Source organism: Desulfosarcina widdelii (genome assembly GCF_009688965.1).
In the GTDB taxonomy this organism is placed as follows: domain Bacteria; phylum Desulfobacterota; class Desulfobacteria; order Desulfobacterales; family Desulfosarcinaceae; genus Desulfosarcina; species Desulfosarcina widdelii.
This window is the reverse complement of record NZ_AP021875.1, coordinates 883,215-898,795: the sequence shown is the minus strand read 5'-3', so window position 1 is coordinate 898,795 and position 15,581 is coordinate 883,215. Positions and strand designations below refer to the sequence as shown.

24 protein-coding genes and 1 other RNA gene are annotated in these 15,581 nt (G+C 49.8%); 5 read left to right on the top strand and 20 right to left on the bottom strand.

Features of this window, described 5'->3' with window-relative positions; translation table 11 throughout:
• Nucleotides 1-2: 2 nt before the first annotated feature.
• The 4 genes from GN111_RS04260 to GN111_RS04245 are packed head-to-tail and all read right to left on the bottom strand — an operon-like array spanning nucleotide 3 to nucleotide 1,804.
• Nucleotides 3-296 carry a VpaChn25_0724 family phage protein gene (locus tag GN111_RS04260; RefSeq protein WP_231715668.1) on the bottom strand — a complete coding sequence of 98 codons (294 nt, stop codon included), beginning with the start codon at nucleotides 294-296 and terminating at the stop codon, nucleotides 3-5.
• Nucleotides 293-751 carry a DUF2730 family protein gene (locus GN111_RS04255; protein ID WP_155302558.1) on the bottom strand — a complete coding sequence of 153 codons (459 nt, stop codon included), beginning with the start codon at nucleotides 749-751 and terminating at the stop codon, nucleotides 293-295. The genes GN111_RS04260 and GN111_RS04255 overlap by 4 nt, the downstream gene beginning before the upstream one ends.
• A 3-nt stretch (nucleotides 752-754) precedes the next feature.
• Nucleotides 755-1,288, bottom strand: coding sequence for a 3TM-type holin (locus GN111_RS04250; protein ID WP_155302557.1), 534 nt, complete (start codon nucleotides 1,286-1,288; stop codon nucleotides 755-757).
• Nucleotides 1,289-1,297: 9 nt separating this feature from the next.
• Nucleotides 1,298-1,804: a glycoside hydrolase family 108 protein gene (locus tag GN111_RS04245; protein ID WP_155302556.1), complete on the bottom strand. Its 507-nt coding sequence runs from the start codon at nucleotides 1,802-1,804 to the stop codon at nucleotides 1,298-1,300.
• Nucleotides 1,805-2,652: 848 nt separating this feature from the next.
• Here GN111_RS04245 and GN111_RS04240 point away from each other — a divergent pair.
• The 3 genes from GN111_RS04240 to GN111_RS04230 all read left to right on the top strand — a co-directional run bounded on the left by GN111_RS04240 (nucleotide 2,653) and on the right by GN111_RS04230 (nucleotide 4,646).
• A complete protein-coding gene (locus GN111_RS04240) occupies nucleotides 2,653-3,141 on the top strand; it encodes a hypothetical protein (RefSeq protein ID WP_155302555.1) in 489 nt (162 codons plus the stop codon).
• A gap of 110 nt (nucleotides 3,142-3,251) precedes the next feature.
• Nucleotides 3,252-3,749, top strand: coding sequence for a hypothetical protein (locus tag GN111_RS04235; protein ID WP_155302554.1), 498 nt, complete (start codon nucleotides 3,252-3,254; stop codon nucleotides 3,747-3,749).
• 75 nt (nucleotides 3,750-3,824) lie between these two features.
• Nucleotides 3,825-4,646, top strand: a complete 822-nt coding sequence (locus tag GN111_RS04230) for an FRG domain-containing protein (RefSeq protein ID WP_155302553.1) — start codon at nucleotides 3,825-3,827, stop codon at nucleotides 4,644-4,646.
• A 335-nt stretch (nucleotides 4,647-4,981) separates the two neighbouring features.
• On the opposite strand, the gene GN111_RS04225 is transcribed toward GN111_RS04230, so the two are convergent.
• The 16 genes from GN111_RS04225 to GN111_RS04150 all read right to left on the bottom strand — a co-directional run bounded on the left by GN111_RS04225 (nucleotide 4,982) and on the right by GN111_RS04150 (nucleotide 13,171).
• Nucleotides 4,982-5,176, bottom strand: coding sequence for a hypothetical protein (locus GN111_RS04225; RefSeq protein ID WP_155302552.1), 195 nt, complete (start codon nucleotides 5,174-5,176; stop codon nucleotides 4,982-4,984).
• Entirely contained in the window at nucleotides 5,173-5,589 is a 417-nt protein-coding gene (locus GN111_RS04220) for a hypothetical protein (protein WP_155302551.1), read from the bottom strand. The genes GN111_RS04225 and GN111_RS04220 overlap by 4 nt, the downstream gene beginning before the upstream one ends.
• 199 nt (nucleotides 5,590-5,788) lie before the next feature.
• An RNA gene (locus GN111_RS04215) (hammerhead ribozyme type II) lies at nucleotides 5,789-5,862 on the bottom strand.
• The gene (locus tag GN111_RS04210) at nucleotides 5,863-6,480 is read right to left on the bottom strand and encodes a DUF3164 family protein (RefSeq protein WP_155302550.1); all 618 of its coding nucleotides are present in this window, start codon (nucleotides 6,478-6,480) and stop codon (nucleotides 5,863-5,865) included. It abuts the RNA gene before it with no gap.
• Nucleotides 6,481-6,499: 19 nt separating this feature from the next.
• Complete coding sequence (locus GN111_RS04205) at nucleotides 6,500-6,700, bottom strand: hypothetical protein (RefSeq protein ID WP_155302549.1); 201 nt, start codon at nucleotides 6,698-6,700, stop codon at nucleotides 6,500-6,502.
• Nucleotides 6,697-6,867, bottom strand: coding sequence for a hypothetical protein (locus tag GN111_RS04200; RefSeq protein ID WP_155302548.1), 171 nt, complete (start codon nucleotides 6,865-6,867; stop codon nucleotides 6,697-6,699). Before GN111_RS04200 ends, GN111_RS04205 begins: the two co-directional genes overlap by 4 nt.
• On the bottom strand, nucleotides 6,864-7,238 hold the full coding sequence (locus GN111_RS04195; protein WP_155302547.1) for a hypothetical protein: 375 nt from the start codon (nucleotides 7,236-7,238) through the stop codon (nucleotides 6,864-6,866). The genes GN111_RS04200 and GN111_RS04195 overlap by 4 nt, the downstream gene beginning before the upstream one ends.
• A complete protein-coding gene (locus GN111_RS04190) occupies nucleotides 7,235-7,645 on the bottom strand; it encodes a regulatory protein GemA (RefSeq protein WP_170302119.1) in 411 nt (136 codons plus the stop codon). The genes GN111_RS04195 and GN111_RS04190 overlap by 4 nt, the downstream gene beginning before the upstream one ends.
• A gap of 131 nt (nucleotides 7,646-7,776) precedes the next feature.
• Entirely contained in the window at nucleotides 7,777-8,091 is a 315-nt protein-coding gene (locus tag GN111_RS04185; RefSeq protein WP_155302545.1) for a hypothetical protein, read from the bottom strand.
• Between the two features lie 4 nt (nucleotides 8,092-8,095).
• Nucleotides 8,096-8,677: a hypothetical protein gene (locus GN111_RS04180; RefSeq protein ID WP_155302544.1), complete on the bottom strand. Its 582-nt coding sequence runs from the start codon at nucleotides 8,675-8,677 to the stop codon at nucleotides 8,096-8,098.
• A gap of 11 nt (nucleotides 8,678-8,688) precedes the next feature.
• Complete coding sequence (locus GN111_RS04175) at nucleotides 8,689-9,441, bottom strand: AAA family ATPase (protein WP_155302543.1); 753 nt, start codon at nucleotides 9,439-9,441, stop codon at nucleotides 8,689-8,691.
• Between the two features lie 38 nt (nucleotides 9,442-9,479).
• Complete coding sequence (locus GN111_RS04170; protein ID WP_155302542.1) at nucleotides 9,480-11,618, bottom strand: Mu transposase C-terminal domain-containing protein; 2,139 nt, start codon at nucleotides 11,616-11,618, stop codon at nucleotides 9,480-9,482.
• Nucleotides 11,619-11,620: 2 nt separating this feature from the next.
• Complete coding sequence (locus GN111_RS04165) at nucleotides 11,621-12,265, bottom strand: hypothetical protein (protein ID WP_155302541.1); 645 nt, start codon at nucleotides 12,263-12,265, stop codon at nucleotides 11,621-11,623.
• A gap of 13 nt (nucleotides 12,266-12,278) precedes the next feature.
• A complete protein-coding gene (locus GN111_RS04160) occupies nucleotides 12,279-12,470 on the bottom strand; it encodes a hypothetical protein (RefSeq protein ID WP_155302540.1) in 192 nt (63 codons plus the stop codon).
• Nucleotides 12,470-12,739 carry a helix-turn-helix domain-containing protein gene (locus GN111_RS04155; protein ID WP_155302539.1) on the bottom strand — a complete coding sequence of 90 codons (270 nt, stop codon included), beginning with the start codon at nucleotides 12,737-12,739 and terminating at the stop codon, nucleotides 12,470-12,472. The genes GN111_RS04160 and GN111_RS04155 overlap by 1 nt, the downstream gene beginning before the upstream one ends.
• A complete protein-coding gene (locus GN111_RS04150; RefSeq protein WP_155302538.1) occupies nucleotides 12,740-13,171 on the bottom strand; it encodes a hypothetical protein in 432 nt (143 codons plus the stop codon).
• Between the two features lie 222 nt (nucleotides 13,172-13,393).
• On the opposite strand from GN111_RS04150, the gene GN111_RS04145 reads away from it, so the two are divergent.
• Together GN111_RS04145 and GN111_RS04140 are read left to right on the top strand one after the other, a co-directional pair.
• Nucleotides 13,394-14,011, top strand: a complete 618-nt coding sequence (locus GN111_RS04145) for a helix-turn-helix domain-containing protein (RefSeq protein WP_155302537.1) — start codon at nucleotides 13,394-13,396, stop codon at nucleotides 14,009-14,011.
• Nucleotides 14,012-14,584: 573 nt separating this feature from the next.
• On the top strand, nucleotides 14,585-15,445 hold the full coding sequence (locus tag GN111_RS04140; RefSeq protein WP_155302536.1) for a hypothetical protein: 861 nt from the start codon (nucleotides 14,585-14,587) through the stop codon (nucleotides 15,443-15,445).
• Nucleotides 15,446-15,581: the final 136 nt, after the last annotated feature.

The window sequence follows — 15,581 nt, the reverse complement described above, 5'->3', positions numbered from 1 at the left end:
GATCAGCCTCTGGGCCTGGGGCGTTTGACTCCGTCGACCACGGCACTGCCATTGGCGACATCCACGCCACGACCGGTCAATTTGGCCACCAAAATGCCGGATACATCCTCGACGGAAACCAGCCCCTGCTCTTCGAGCCAGCGGATCTGGGTACGGACCTGGTCGCGGCTAACGTTGTGACCGTAAAGTTTCAGCACGCTTTGGAGCACGGATTCATTAAGCGCATAGCCGTCATCCTGGATGCTACGCAGCATCGCCAGCCGCATATCGTTGCGCGTCAATTCTTTAAAGTTCACTGGGTTTCCTCCTTGCCAGCGATAATTTTGCCGAGTGCCTGAAGCAGCTCCACGCTATTGCCCCCATTGATGTGGTGCTGATTCAACAGATCCACGGCCCGATTGATGCCGGTCAACCGGCCGTTTAACTCCGACAGCGAGCCGTTGAGCAGTTCGATCCGGCCGGAAAGAGCCTTGACGTCCTCATGGTCGGGCATATGGGCCACCTTCACCTGCAGATCCCTCCCTTCCCGTTTCATGGTTTCGATTTCACGGCCGCGCGATCCGCACAAAGCAGGCAGTCCCTTGAGGCTGGCTTCGACTTCTGAAATCCGTTTTTCGATTCCGGAAAACCGCTTCTCGGCCGCCTTTTTGCGATTCACCCACCAGACATAAAAGCCGAGTAAAATACCGCCGATGGTTTGAGCGACATCGAACCAGAACCGCCAGACCGTGTAATCAACGACTGCATCCATCGACTATCCCCGTAGCGCCTGAATCGCACCGGCGATCAATCCGGGCTTGTTCTCGCCGGCTTTGGCGCGCTTTTCTTTGCCCCGGTCCCAGGTGGCCACGCCCAGAATGGAGAGCCAGCCCATCCACACCCATTGAGGGACGTCGGGAACGTCTTTTCCGAATGCTGGCAAGGCGAAATAGATCAGCAGCACGGCCAGGGGGAAGGTGAATCCGTTGAACGGTCGCCAGGTGTATTGGGGCCATTTTTCGCTTTTGGCTTCCGCCCGCATGGTCGCGTTGACGGATTCCAGTTTGCGGGCCTCGATCTCGGCCAGCTTGGCCTCGTGATCCATCGCCTTTTCCTGCAGCTGCACCATCAGCGCGGGATCGGCGGCGATTTTTTCTGCCACGGCCTCGATGGAAGTTTCCGGGCCATCGCCGGTCACCGCCCGCATCAGGCCGTCAAGCACCGTGCCGGAACCGGGAACCACCAGGTTGGCGACCGTCGGGGCAACGATCTTGACGCCCTCCACGATTTTCTTAAAAACATTGCTCATAGCTTCCTCCTATTCGGCCAGGCGATTGAGCCAGCCGGCCAGAAATCTCGGGTTGTCGATGGCAAAATAGTGGTTGCCGGCCTCGATCTTCAGGGCCATAAGAAGGGCTTTGGGATGCCGGAAGGTGTTGACCGCCTCGGCGGTTTTCGGTCCCAGGCGGCCGTCCACGACCAGTTTCTCATTGAACCTCCGGAAACGGTTGACGGCCTTTTGGAGCAGCATTGTAGCCCGGCCGGTGCCTGTGTTTACGCCCAGGTCGAACAGCTTGCAGGCGATCCACTCGGGTTCGATCAGATCGAAATTCGGCGCCAGCCAGTAGTCCCGCCGGTAAATTTCTATGGCATCTTCGCGGGTGAGTGTGGAGATGTTCACGTGGGGATAGGCGCTCCTGGAGATCCCGAACTTTGTGTGGCCTCCTGGATCGGCGGGATCGTCGACGTCGCCGCCTTCGTGGGCCAGGGTTTTTTCTACGGCCATTTCGAAACGGATTTTTTCTGCGTAATTGAGAGATTGCATGGTCGGCTCCAAAATAAAAAAGGCCGGAGAGACTGCTTTTGCAGTCTCTCCGGCCTCACAGGGCTCTCGAAGCTATTTTTCAGGTAGCAAAGGACTCGTCCAGAGTCAACGTATTTTTAATATAATCCATGTCTATTGCCACTTCACGATTGCATGTTTTGCAGAAGACGTTGATCTTCACATCACCTTTAGGATTGGTTCCGGTGGCATAAAAAACGACTCTCTTCTTGCACTTCGGGCATAAGACCGGAATACCGGTTTTATATTTTCTTCTTCCAATTATTGTGTGTTTGGTTCCCATATCAATTCAATGACCTCTATATTCAGGCTCTTTTTTTACACAGTTAAAGAATTCCTGTATCCATCATCGACTAAAATGTGCAGACGACAGCGCCGTGTGGCGAATGGAATCGATCTAGGTCTTTTTCGGACTTGGCAGTTTCCATCCAACAAAGCATGCAGACGCTGTGGTGATCGTCATTCCCGTCGCGTACATATCCCAACGTGCGACGGATTCTGTCGTGTATGTCATCGTGAGGGCAAATCCTATTCATTCAATCTCCTTTCTAAGCAAAGGCAGTTAAATATCCGTTCGATAAGTCAGGAGTGTAATTAGTTCGCAGTGAAATAACATGGATATTTATTACAAATATTCGTATTCTAAATTCCTTTAAAAATAGCTCACTTTTGTATGCTATTCCGATTTCTGTTGAATAATCAGCTGGATATGATAATCAACCTGTTAAGATGCCTGTTAAACATAGATGACTGCCGTTCTAATGGATTCATTCGTTTTTTGCCGAACCTGTCTTTCTTCGTAGCGAATGAACAAATAAGTTAAGTTCAAAATGACAAAATTAAAAAATACTCAAATCGAATTAATGCATATTAAGCTGGAGCTTGATAACGGTCGCACACAGCATTTTAGAAGTTTTATAGATCAATATTATTGTTATAAAAACGGATATGTTACCAGAACAGGTAGAGCGAAGTGGACCGCTCTTTTTTGGAAAGAAATTGTATCTAAAAATGCTAAACAAATAACAGATCAAAAATTGGTTGTAAAAGAACATGTTGTTCCACTGAAAGTAATCACACATAAACTTCAAAAACTTGCGGAGAATAATACAACAACACTTCCCACAATTCAGTCAGTCCTTGATAGGTATACACTATTCGCCACAATAACTAAAAAGGAGGACAAACTGCTTAGAGAAGCCAAGTTAAGCAGTGAAATGCCAATCGAATTTTATAATACAGATGATCCATTGTATAATGATGTTTTTGCACGATATAAAAAGGTAGGTATTGAATATGAAATACTATTAGGGGGCTAACCTAAGCCTGTAGGGAATTCGAAACAGCATAGTACTAGCTTCGCTAAACTCAGCAGGTCATCAAAGTTAATGCTGTCACACCTTTAAGGCCCGGTGTCCGGTATAAAAAAATGACTCAAAAAGAGAATCTTGAATATTACGCTATAATTAATTTTATCCGAGAATATAATCAAACGCATAAAAAGCAGTTTGCATTTGGCGCACTGCATAGACCCCCAATGCCAGATGCATTTTGTAAACTACATAAAAGGAAAATTGGTATTGAGGTCGTCCACTCATATGGGACAGATGAGGAAGCGGCAATAAGACTCGGTAATCGTGAATCATCACATTATTCAAAAGAAATACATCTAAAAAGACGAATGACACCAGTTGATATAAGGGCGCTTGGTTCACTAAATAGGCGGCTTGGTAAAAAGGCAGAAAAACAATATTCTTTTTCCCCGGTATGGCTACTGATTAGGAATGGATTTTCGTTATGGGGCCTGAGTGACTATAAAAAGAATAAGAGCCGTATTTATGTTCCTGAAAATCACCCTTTTAATCAAATTTGGATTCTGTGCGATGGAAATTCTGTAGGAGTTAGTGGAATCTTAAGAATTGCATAATGAAATACCGAACTATGCGCTTTCAACGGATCGAGAGGATCATGCGTCCGCTGAAACGCGGCGCTGAGGCAAAAGATGAAAACCATAAACTTGACAAGTTGGTGTGAATTTCCGGCCGCAATTGATACTGTAAAAAAGGAATTCGGAGAATATAAGATTGAAGGCTCAGGCATCACTTATAGAAATCGCGTTCTCTATAGAGGCCAAACAGATTCCGATTGGAAGTTGGAAACGACGTTGGAGCGAGTATCTGCAAGAACATGGACGATACTTGATTACGCTCAGGCCGTTGTGCGATGCACGCCCCGTATTGAAACATTTACGGAAAAGGAATGGAATACCACACCGTACGAGGAACTTGAAAGACATTTGGATGAAAACCCTGGTGAGGTTGCCTTACCAAACATCCCTGACTATTCGTTCTGGGTGTATTTGAGGCACCATGGTTTTCCCTCACCACTTCTTGACTGGACAGCCTCACCGCTGGTGGCTGCTTTCTTCGCATTTGCGGATAAGTCTGATTCGGAAAAAGCGTCTATCTTCGCTTTTGTGGATAGCAAAATGGGGGTCAAGGGCGGGTTCTTAGGTGCGCCTCAAATAAACGTACGTGGCCCATATGTTCGCACACACAAAAGGCATTTCCTTCAACAAGCGAGATATACAATCTGCACCTTTTTTAAGAACAATCAACACACCTTTTGCTCTCACGAGGCTGTGACGTCAAGAGGAGACAAAGACCAAAATATCCTGGTTAAGATTACCATACCAAGATCGGAGAGGTCTAAGGTTCTCTCGAACCTAAATGAAAGTAATATCAACTATTTTACACTATTCCAGTCCGACGAAGCACTTATAAAAACGATGGCAATGGAAGAGATTGAAAGGATCGACCTCTAACCTCTTGCTTGTAAGGGTGCACAAAACGACTACACGCGATCCATCATTGATGTTACCAATACAAATTTTCAAAGAGCGATAAAACCAGATCAACTTCAGCTTTCTTCAATAGAGTATGAAACCCCTAAAGCTTACGTCCTATCTTCTACGAGTTAAATACTATCAAACGCCACGAAAATAGCTGCACACAACCACCCGGCAGTCTGGCTTGCGACAGTAGCTTCTTGAAAAATTACCGTTCCGATAGCAACAATCAGAGTGCCGGCAGTTAAACAAATCCTGGCCGTTATAAGTAACTGTCTATTCACATCAAACTCCCTGGCTTCTCGGTGCCGTCATCCAGCGATTTCTGCCATGGCCAGCATATCCGTTACATCGAACGTCCGCGTATCCCCGCATTCCGGGCAGGTAAGAATCCCGACGGCATTGGCGTCCGGGTCGCAGTCGATTTCCATGATAATGGTCCCGCAATAGCTGCAGGGAATCTGCAGATGCACGATATTCGATCTGTTTTCTTGCAATTCGTTCATAATAAACCTCCTTGGTCCGGGCGCAGACGATCATCCCTTGTCAGGATCTCTTCCAGGATGGAATCCTGCTCGGGACGATTGGTCACCGTCGAGTTATCCAAACACAGCTGATTGAGTCCTTCTTTGGCGGCCCTTATTTGGATTTTTTCAAAAAGATCCCACATGATCGTTTCAAGATGCGGTTCCAGGCCGTCGCCGGATATCGTGATCGGTGGCGGCTCGTTTTTTATTCTTTCCGTGTGGGCGGTGAGATATTCAGCCTTGGCATCGATCAGCTTTTCCTGAACCTCGAGGGCTTCCCGGATGGAGCCTTCTCTCCATTCCTCGATTAGCTCATGCTCCTGTTTTAAAAAGCCGTAGAGCATCGCCATGCCAAGCAATATCGCTAAAATCCATCCCGCCATTTCGATCATTTTTTCTCTCCTTTTACGAAAAACTTATCGCAGGACCGTTTACCGGGAGGCGGTTTCTTCGGATCGTCATCAGCCCATTTTTCGTGTTCTGTGCAATAGGCCCAGAGCCCGACCGGACGCCTGCGGAATGTGTAACCGCCACAATACATGCAAATCCGTTTTTCTATCTGGCGGGCGATCTTGGGCACGGTTTCCCTCATCCCGGCTGCTCTTCAGGCCGTCCGCGCCACCAGACGACGACGCCCCATCCCGAAAAGAGGAGGCGTTTCGCAGTTACAACGCCGCCAGATCCAGCGGTACGGGCTCCCACCGGCCGTCCGCCGCCGTGCGTTCGTACACCCGCAGATAGCTTTTCGAGCCCATCACCTGGATGCTGTCGCTGATGGCCTCCATGGCGCGCTGCCACGTCTCGTCCTCTATTTCGAAACGGCGCAGGCCGAGGATCTGGCGGACGTTCAAACAGCCGTCCTTGTCCACATCAAAGGCGTCCATGACGATCATTTTGATCTCATCGCGGCCGTTGTCCGTCCAGCTGGTCAGGCATTCGTCGATCAGCGTCTTGGCGGCCTTCAGGCGTTCGTCGAAGGTGATATGTTCAGCAATGGAAATCTGGACTTTCAAACGACCGTCGAAGGAAACCATGGTGATGTTGCCCTTGTTCCCGCCCAGCCGGGCCTTGTATTTCTCGGCGGAAAGCTCGACGAATGCATGAACGTCACCCATGGCCCGCATCTTGAATTTGGTCATCTTCTGTTGAAGCTCCCTGGCCGCATCGACAGTTTCGCGAACCAGCGCATCCCTCTCCCGGTCGATCTCCGGGACAATGCTCTTCGGGACCAGGCGCCCCCGCGCATCTTCCATGAAATCGTCTAAATTCAATGTTTCCGGCATGATTTCCTCCTTCTCCGGTTCAATCCGGCATCTCTATCGATTCCGATCCGAATACATCCGGCTTGTGTTTGGTTAGCTGCGCCAGCAGGATGTCGTTGATACAGGTCGAGATCACCAGCATGCGCGAAGCGATGCCGACGCTCAGGTTCCCGTTCATCTCCCGGCACAACAAGTCCAGTTGCCTCACATAGCCGAGGATCTGTTCCTGTCCGCGACTCACGATTCGACTTGCTCGTGTTTCAGATGGAACTCCAGATCCTCGAGGATGAACGTTGCGGCATGGGCGCTCAGACCGCGATCCTCGCTCAAAAACCGTTCGAAATCGGATTTCCGTTCCTTCATGAAATCCAGCACCAGGCCGATATCTTCCTGACTGATGTTGCTCATCGGAACCTCCATTTTTTCTCGGTTGGTTTGCGACGCAACCGGCCGCCCGGTTTGTCATGTTTCCGACGCTTGGGCTTGCGGATTTTCCTTTCCTGTCGCCGGCGCCAGGAATCCCTGCTGAGCACCGAGATCGCCCGCCACGGTCGCATGGTCGTGTCGACACTGATGACGATGTCCAGATCCGGATGCCAGTAGACGGCCAGCATGACAAAGCGCTGATTGGCCAGATCCCGCAATTCCCGGCCGCTGTGTACCCGGATGCCGCTGCGGATGACGGCCATGACCGCCTCCGGAGACGGATCGCAACCCATCCGCGTGTCCCAGTTTTTATGGAAATGAGGGCTCAGCAGAATATCGTCTACATTCATCATGACTGCCGCTTCCGTTTTCGTTTCTGGTGATAAGTGAGAGAGGCCACCAGTCTGCGCAGCTGGTCGGCATCAAGCCAGCGGTGGGACTGCACTTTGAACATGCGCTCGGCAATGGAGTCCGCATAATCGTCGCCGCGTTTAAGCTCCTTAAGGATGGCCGCGATTTTCCACAACAGCCGCTGTTTACTCCCAACCGGGCGGTAAAATTTATTCTTTGGAACGAATCCGAGGGATTTAAAATGATCCAGCACGGACTCGAACGTATGGTCGTTAAGATCGCGGCTGCTCTGCGCCCCATTGCCATGGTTGGCCAGAATATCGAGGTATTCGACGTCAGACAGTCCCAACCGTGACTTCGCAACATGAAGGAGAGACTTCTTGCCGTTGCTGATTGTCGGAGTCGTCATGATCTTTTTTCCTCCAGGGTTGTAAGCGTTCCTGCTCATCTTCCGCCAACATCCAGGCATCGACCGGCCAGATCGCGGTTGAACCGCACAAAAGACAACGACCCGACCAGCCTGGCAATGGCTGGAAGATGTTATTGCAGTCCAGGCAGGAATAGGCCCTGCTGTTGGCTACCGCATTCACCGGACATTTGCCCGGATGGTGTCGTTTCCTCATCGGGAACCTCCAGACCGGTTTTGGTGTCGACTACTCTGGGCCGCATCCCCCGATAGCCGGCGAGTTGAGATTTTTCAGCCAGGGCGGATTGCCTGTTCTTGAACCGTTGAATGGGACAGGTGCGCCGGCCTTCCAGGACGATCTGCAGAATGTACCGCCTGTACGGGAGAAACGTGGCGGCATCGAAATAAAGCCTCATCTTTTCTATCGAAACGGCGACAATGGGATTCATGTGCTTATTCCTTGGTAATGACGGCCATGTCGGCGATGGCCGCCCGCCCCTTTTTAACGGCCAATTCCACAGCCGTGAGCGCCGCCTCCACTTCCTTTTGTTTCTCGCGCAGCCGTCGCATCTTTTCCGCGTTCTCCTCGTTCCTCACCAAATTGGGACCGGGATCGTGGATCATTTTGTAATGGGATGGTTGGTTGTTAGGCATATCGATGCGGCGCATGAAGCCGTGCCGAACCATCATGCGCAGGTATTCCTTGGCCGTGCATTCCTCCACATTGCAGTTAGCCACCAGGTCGCTGACCATGAGGGTAGATTTCCGGTTGGCCCGGATAAGCCGGAACATGCAGTGAGTCTTGTCCGCCGGCCGCAATTCCCTTCCCAGGCCTTTGTAGGACAGCACGCCGTCCCGCACGCGCACCACTTCGCCGCGCTTGATGAAATCCCTCATGGTTCGATAAAGAGGACGCTTTTCCTTGTCGGAGATCATGTCCAGGCGAACGGCGATATCGTTGTAAGTGATCTCCTCGCGACCTTTCAGGTCGATCTGCATGATCTCCCGGACTTTTTGGGCGAACGGTTTCGGCATGGCGGACTCCCTTATTCTGTCCACTTGATGGCCGACTTGATGGCCATGTTCGCAATCTCCGGCGTAATCCGGTCGGTATTCTTGCCGTTGGCATATTGGATCGCGTACTGCAGCGCCCGCTTGACCAGCCGGAAATTGCCGTCGGTCGTGTTTTTGGTGGCGGTTTTATGCAGGATGGCAGAGACATCCGCACCGATCTTGACCCCGGCGGCCTCCTTGGCGAAGATGATCACATCGCTCTGTTTCATGGGGGAGAATTTGACCGGGTTGAAGGTACGGGTCTGAATTCCGTCCCGGCCGCCGTATTTAAGCAGGTTCAACAGATTGTGCTCACCGATCAGCACAATGGGGCACAGGGTCATACGGGTGATATCGCGCATCAGCTCCAGATGGCCGCCCTTCAACCGGCCGGCCTCGTCGATGAAAATGATGGTATCCGGGTGCTCGAACAGATATTCGATGATGTCACGGAAGCAGCGGCCTTTGCGGTGGGCAATGTTCTCGATTCCCAGCTCGAAACAAAAGTCGCGCAGGAATTCCAATTCGCTGGTGATCCAGATAGCCGTGGATTCGAGATACACCGTGTTTTTACGGTTGGCATGATACCACTTTACGGTTTCGGATTTGCCCAGTCCGGCTTTGCCGTAGACGACTCCGAATTTGCCTTCGCCCACATCCATTCCGACATCGTCCATCATCGTTACAACGTTGCGGACATTCTGCGTTTGAATAAAAACCGAGTGAGATATGCGTAATTCCGGCATTGATGCTCCTTTCTGTTATCCGTTCGCGGATCGCCGACTCACATCGCCTCCGCCATCACGGCCTCCTTTTTGCGAACCTGTTCCCAATAATCGTTCTCCTCGAGGCTGCGATAGGTCGGCGTCTGCTCGAAATAGCGCATGAAGGCCAGCCACTTTTTCGGAATCACCACCTGCCGGGCCTCCAGTCTGACCAGCTGCTCGTACCGGTCCGGCTCGTCCAGCTGATCCAGTTCGGCAAAGACATTCACCGGCTTTTCCTCGTGCGATTCGAAATACTCGGCCGCTTCCCGCTCAATTCGTTTTTCGTCGGCGGCGGTGAGCTGTTTGGGCGCGGACTCACGGTCGATCTGCAGCGGTCCGGCAGGCGTTACGCCGTCGCGTTCCAATTGCTGCTGATGCGCCGGCAGGACTTCCTTTTCCAACAGCATCTTGGACAATCCACTGGCCAGCTTGTACTGGTGGCGCTTGATTGCGATCTGCCGTTCCAGCTGGAGATTGTCCTCTTCGGTCCCCAACTGCCTGGCCGCCGGATGGGTTGTCTCCTGTTCGTGTGCGATACAGACAAACTCGCCGTCTTCATAAACGGCGATATAGCCGGGGTCCTGGATGTCGTAGTAGATTTCGACCTTGTGGTGACGGCCGTAGAGATTCTCATGATAATAGTAGCGGCCCATGTGAGAGATGCGGCTGGCACGGACCAACGCGTCCTTTCTGGTCCACATCAGGGCGGTCAACTCCATTGGATCGACGCCCTTCCCCCTGCCCGGTTCGAACAGGTCGATGGGCGCCCAGCCTTTCAGGTATTTGCTGCGCTCCTGGGGCCGGCGGGCGTATTCGTCCATCCAGTTGGCTACCATGCAATGGGCCATTTCCATTGTCAGGCACTTGCCGGCCACCACTTTTTCGTAAACCTTGCGGTGGAGTTTTTCGCCGCGCATCAATCGCGGCGGCTTGTTGGCGATAGAGGTGCCGGTGTAGGTGGGTGCGTCGCGCTCCATTTCTGCCATAACGCCAAAGAAACGCTCCACGGTTTTGGATTGGCCGTGATACGCCCAGGCAAAAATGGTCTGGATGCCCAGATTGCTGTAGATGCCGGAAAGACCAGCCTGTTCGAGGTCGGTATCGAGGCCGGTGCCCTGGAAATACTTGGCTTTAAAGGCTTTACCGTTATCCAAGTAGACCACGCGCGGGATCTTGCCCAGCATCAGGATCGCCCGGCGCAGTGCGACCGAAATCGCCACCGTGTTCTCCGTAGGGGCGATCTCCCAGCCGCAGGGCATATTGGACCGCATGTCAAAAAACGTGATCAGTTGCATCCGCTCGATTTTGCCGGTCCACGGATTCAGGATCTGGAAGTTGAGTTTATGACCGTCGGCAACCAGGATGTCGCCCACGTTGATCAGTTCCGGATTGCGCTCGATGGAATAGCAACAATTGTCGTTCCAGTATTTCTTGCCATGGCGCTGGAAACACCAGATGTCATAATTGTGGGCCTTGAAATCCATCAGCCAGCGCCGGTAGGTATCCGGGCTGTGACCGTTGTCGATCCCCAGTTCGGCCATGCGATTCTTGGCTTTACGAATGATTTCGGAAATCAAACGCTTGTTTGGATGCAGGGAGATCTGGAGGATGATGGTGGCCTGCTGCGCGGTGACGATGGATTTGCCACGCCGCCAACGGCCCCGGCGGTCGGAAAGATCGCCGCCGGCACGAATGGTGCGCTTCCAGCCCTCGATGGTTTTCCAGGAGACCGGTCCGACGATGGCGTGGATCTCTTCGAAGATCAGTCCGGAATTGTAGGCCAGGATAAAATTGTCCCGGGCCACGGCCTTGTTGCCATGTCCGGCGGCGGCCAGGGTGCGGATGTACTGCAGAAGCAGGTCGGTCTTTGCGCTGAATACCGCCTTTTGCTTTTCGGTCATCGCCGGCACCGGCGTTTTCTCCGGTGCGGCCATCGGAAGGCGATTCGTGGATGCCTCCGGCAGGTTACAAACTATTTCCTTATTATAAAGGAGACGGATGTCCTCGGGCAGGCGGTTGACGGGGTAATGCTTGATCTTTCCACCACGGCCGGTTGCCAGGCTATATTTCCAGCCCTCCTTCAGCGCCCGTTTCCTGGATGCCCTGACGGTCACGCCAAGTAATTTTGATATTTCTTTTGCCGTGAGTGCCTGCATGATCAATCCTCGATAAAACGCCTCAACCGTTCGATGAACTCGATCACCTTTTTACGGTCGATCCCTTTGAAATTGTCTTTCTTGGCGGCAAAGAGTTTTTCCGTGATCGTCAGGAATGCTTGTATAAAGTCCTCGGGTAGTTCGCGCGCGGCCTGGGTGATTTTCGTTCCGGTCCGCTGGAGGGTGACACCTAATTTTTCGTTGACCAATTTATTGACATGGGCACCTGTGGGCTTTCCTTTCGGGGAGGTCTGGACGGCACGCTGCCAAACCTCGATCTGTTCTTCCGGTCCGGCAAGTTTTGCCATCGACCGGATCTGACGTTCGTTCGATGGCAGGGAAAGAAACGGGCTGATATCCGAACCCAAAGGTGGATTTTGTAACCCATGGGTGACATTTTCGAAAACATTGGCGGCATCGATCAGTCGATAGGCAGTCTGTCTGGCTATCCCGAATTTCGATTCCACATAGACCTCAAAGGTCGGATGGGTTTTGCGATAATATTTTTCCCCATGGATTTCCCGCAGCGCGAACCCGCTATCGAAGGGACCTTTCATGCCTTCGACAACGACCCTCTCAAGTTCCTCCAAACGGTTTTCTTCTTGCTCCGTCAACGGATCGATCACTTCAACTTCGCTGTTTTCCATGTTCACCACCTTTTTATGCGATACGGTCATCGATCATATGTTCTGGACAGCCTTTTTTACGCAGGTACGCCAGCACCCGTTCATCGTCCTCTTGGCCCTGTACGGTGCGCCAGGTCGTCTCCATCGATGCGCCGGTGATCATCACCACGTCGCCGATGGAAATGTTATGCTGCCAAAGCCAGCTGGAGACTGCATTTCTCGCCATCAGGCCACCTTCTTCCTTTCGGGCCAGAATTTCTGACCCAGGCGCCGTTCAATAAAGTCCTGGATTTCCTGCGGCCGGCGCCTGCCGTTCACCACCTGCGAGATGTATTGCCGCGACACCCCCAGCTCGTCGGCCCAGTCGGACATCTTTTCGCCTTTTCGCAGGGCGATGGAACGGATACGCCTGGCAATCACTTTACGGCCGATGCTTTTTTCATCGTCACGGTCGTCTACATATAGGGTGTAGGTGATTTTTCGTTTGCGGCTCATCTAAAGCTCCGATTCGATTCTGCGGACAATCCGGTTTTTCTCCTTGATGTCCATTTTTGCCTTGGCCCATGAGAGCAATTTTTGTTCGCGGTCATCTACTATTCGAAGCCCCAACGGACGCGCCAGTGTATCGATTGCCGAACATCGCTCGACGGCGGCACAAAAAACGGGCAGCGCCTTCAAAGGGATGCATCGGTTGAGTTCGTTGGGATTAAGCCATTTTTCGAAGGTTTCGACGGTGAGGCGTTTGCAGTTGCCGTTGACCAGGCATACGCCGTAGCGGGCGGCCAGATCGTTCATTCGATCCACGATCTGCTCTCGGGATAATCCGCATTCGCGGACATCGGTGTTCATGACCTGTTTGATCGGGCGGATCACATTCAGGGTGGGTTGGTCGAAGAGACCGAGTTGGATGGTGATGGGCTTGTTCATCTTGTCCGCCGATTCGATCCAGGTTGTCCGGTTTTTACGAAGACTCGGACATTGACATTACGGGCTCATCTAAATTAGAGTAAGACCGTCGCTAACTTGTATAGCACTAAAAACGTTTTACACCAAGATTTCTTGGTGGTCAACAGTTTTTCTTGGTTCCCGCTATTTTTTTAGTAAATTTGCTTAGAAAATTATATAAACTACTAAATTAACAATAATTAAATGCCAGTTCCCACTTCAAAAATCAGTTCCGACTTAGGTTCCGACTTAGAGAAAAGAAGCCGGAACCAAGATAATTTCTTCCATAGAGTGAAATTAGCACGTGAAAATATTGGTATTAGCCAAAACGAGCTAGCAAATAAACTTGGTGTTAGCACCAACACAATCCAGAGTTGGGAAAAAAACGTCTATCCAAAAGCTGATAAAACGGTACAGCTTTCAGCTATCTTAGATTGTTCTCTAAATTGGTTACTTATGGGCGAGGGGGATCAAGGAGATCTGTCCATCGAGGATAAAAAGGTCCCCACCGATAGCATTCGCGACATGCAACATGATCACATTATTCGGGAATTCGACGATAAGGAATTTGCGCTGGAGATCAACCAAGCCCTCATGGCTGTAGAAAAAACTTCTTTAAAGGAGTTTTATAAGATAGGAGGATATATCAAGGCCCTGTCGGAAAGCGGGATCGAAATACGCACTCAGCACGGCCATTCCCAAACCCAACAAAATGATTCCGAAGTCTGGGACGGAACCGAACGCAGATCGGGGAAAGACCGACGTAAATCGGTTTCTGAGGAACTGCCGCCTTCCCGGAAAAATGATTCTCCGACAGGATAAGTAGCTGTAAAAATAATAAATCGTTACACAAAAAACCTAAAAAAGATTATCTCCCTGGTTATTTTTTAAATTTTTATCGTTCTTTCCTTTAGCAAGCCTTGGTTCAGCAAAAATAAGGAATACCGTATAAAGTTCTTGCTGAACCTGTTCTTATTTTGAAATCCCGAAAGGGTATCGAATTACCCTAAAATCTGCTCACTTTTCATTTTTTACTAAAAGACCCTTTCGCTATCCAAAATCGCGTACTTTGCGTCAACATACCAAGAACATGATATAAACTGATTAGCAAAGCATTTCGTTAGTCGTACCACAACAAACGAAGGCAAAAAACAGTGCTTTTTGGGCAAATACCGATTCCCTCTTCGAAAAACGGTTCAGGCAATTTTAAAATGGGTCACTCATTAATAATGCTCAAATTGTTATACGCCTAATTAGTCGCATAAACCGTCATATACGGGTAATACGCGACCAATTTGTCGTATAACACGATTTCGTCTGCAAAACAGTCGTCTTATAATGCAGCTATTGGGACGTATATAATAGGCTATACAACATATTAATGAATCGACAGTAATGATTATTCAAAGAAGATGGAATCGACAGTCTACTAAACTAGAATTAAAAATGCACATCGTTGCTTTTTTAGATATCTTAGGCTTCAAAAACATACTCCAAGAAAGAAGATATAATGACATAAATGTGTTGTTTGAGGAAATAGCTGATACAATATACCAGTACAAGAGGCGCAGTTTCCTATCTGCTTGGGAAAACATATTTTACCCGAAAGTTATAAATTTTTCAGATAGTATTATTATTTACCAGCCACTATTTGAAAAGAAAGGTACTTGGTCTTTTCAAATTAACCATAATATTTTTGAATCATTTCAATTTATTGTTCGCGACGTTGTGGCCACATCTCTTCTTGCTGGAATTCCAATTAGAGGTGCTATTAATGTAGGTGAGTTTTTTGCGGGTGAAGCATTATCTGTTGTCCCTGATAAAGTTTATAGGGGGCCAAGAATGATACCAACATATTTTATTGAAGATTTGGGTGACCCCCCGCCTATACCTGAAGACTATGAAAATAAGATCCTTGATGCTGTTAGATTACCTATGCATTTTGGTGATGCATTAACAGACGCTTATTTGATGGAAGGCAAAATCAATAGCATAGGAGTATTTTTGCCTGAATCTGCTTTGAAAAACCCTTTATGTAATTCAGCAATACAACACAGGATAGCTTTGAGGGATATCATTAAATTAGATGTTGAGGGAAAATCTATGTATGCTTTGAATTGGTGCAACAGAATGGACTATGAAACTTATTTAAAATTAGAGGATTATATAAAAAATCAGATTAATGTTTCCGAAGGGACGGTTAAAGCCAAATGGATTTCTCTATATGAATTTACTAAGACCGCACCAAAAAAATAAAATGTATAACCATTTGTTTCACACTCGACCGGGAACCCGGGGCGGCCTTTTTGCATAGGACTTTCAGCTTTCAGCGCTTTTTAAAAAGCAAGTCTGCATTGGGCTTCCAGCGGGTGAACAATGCGTTAGCTTCTGA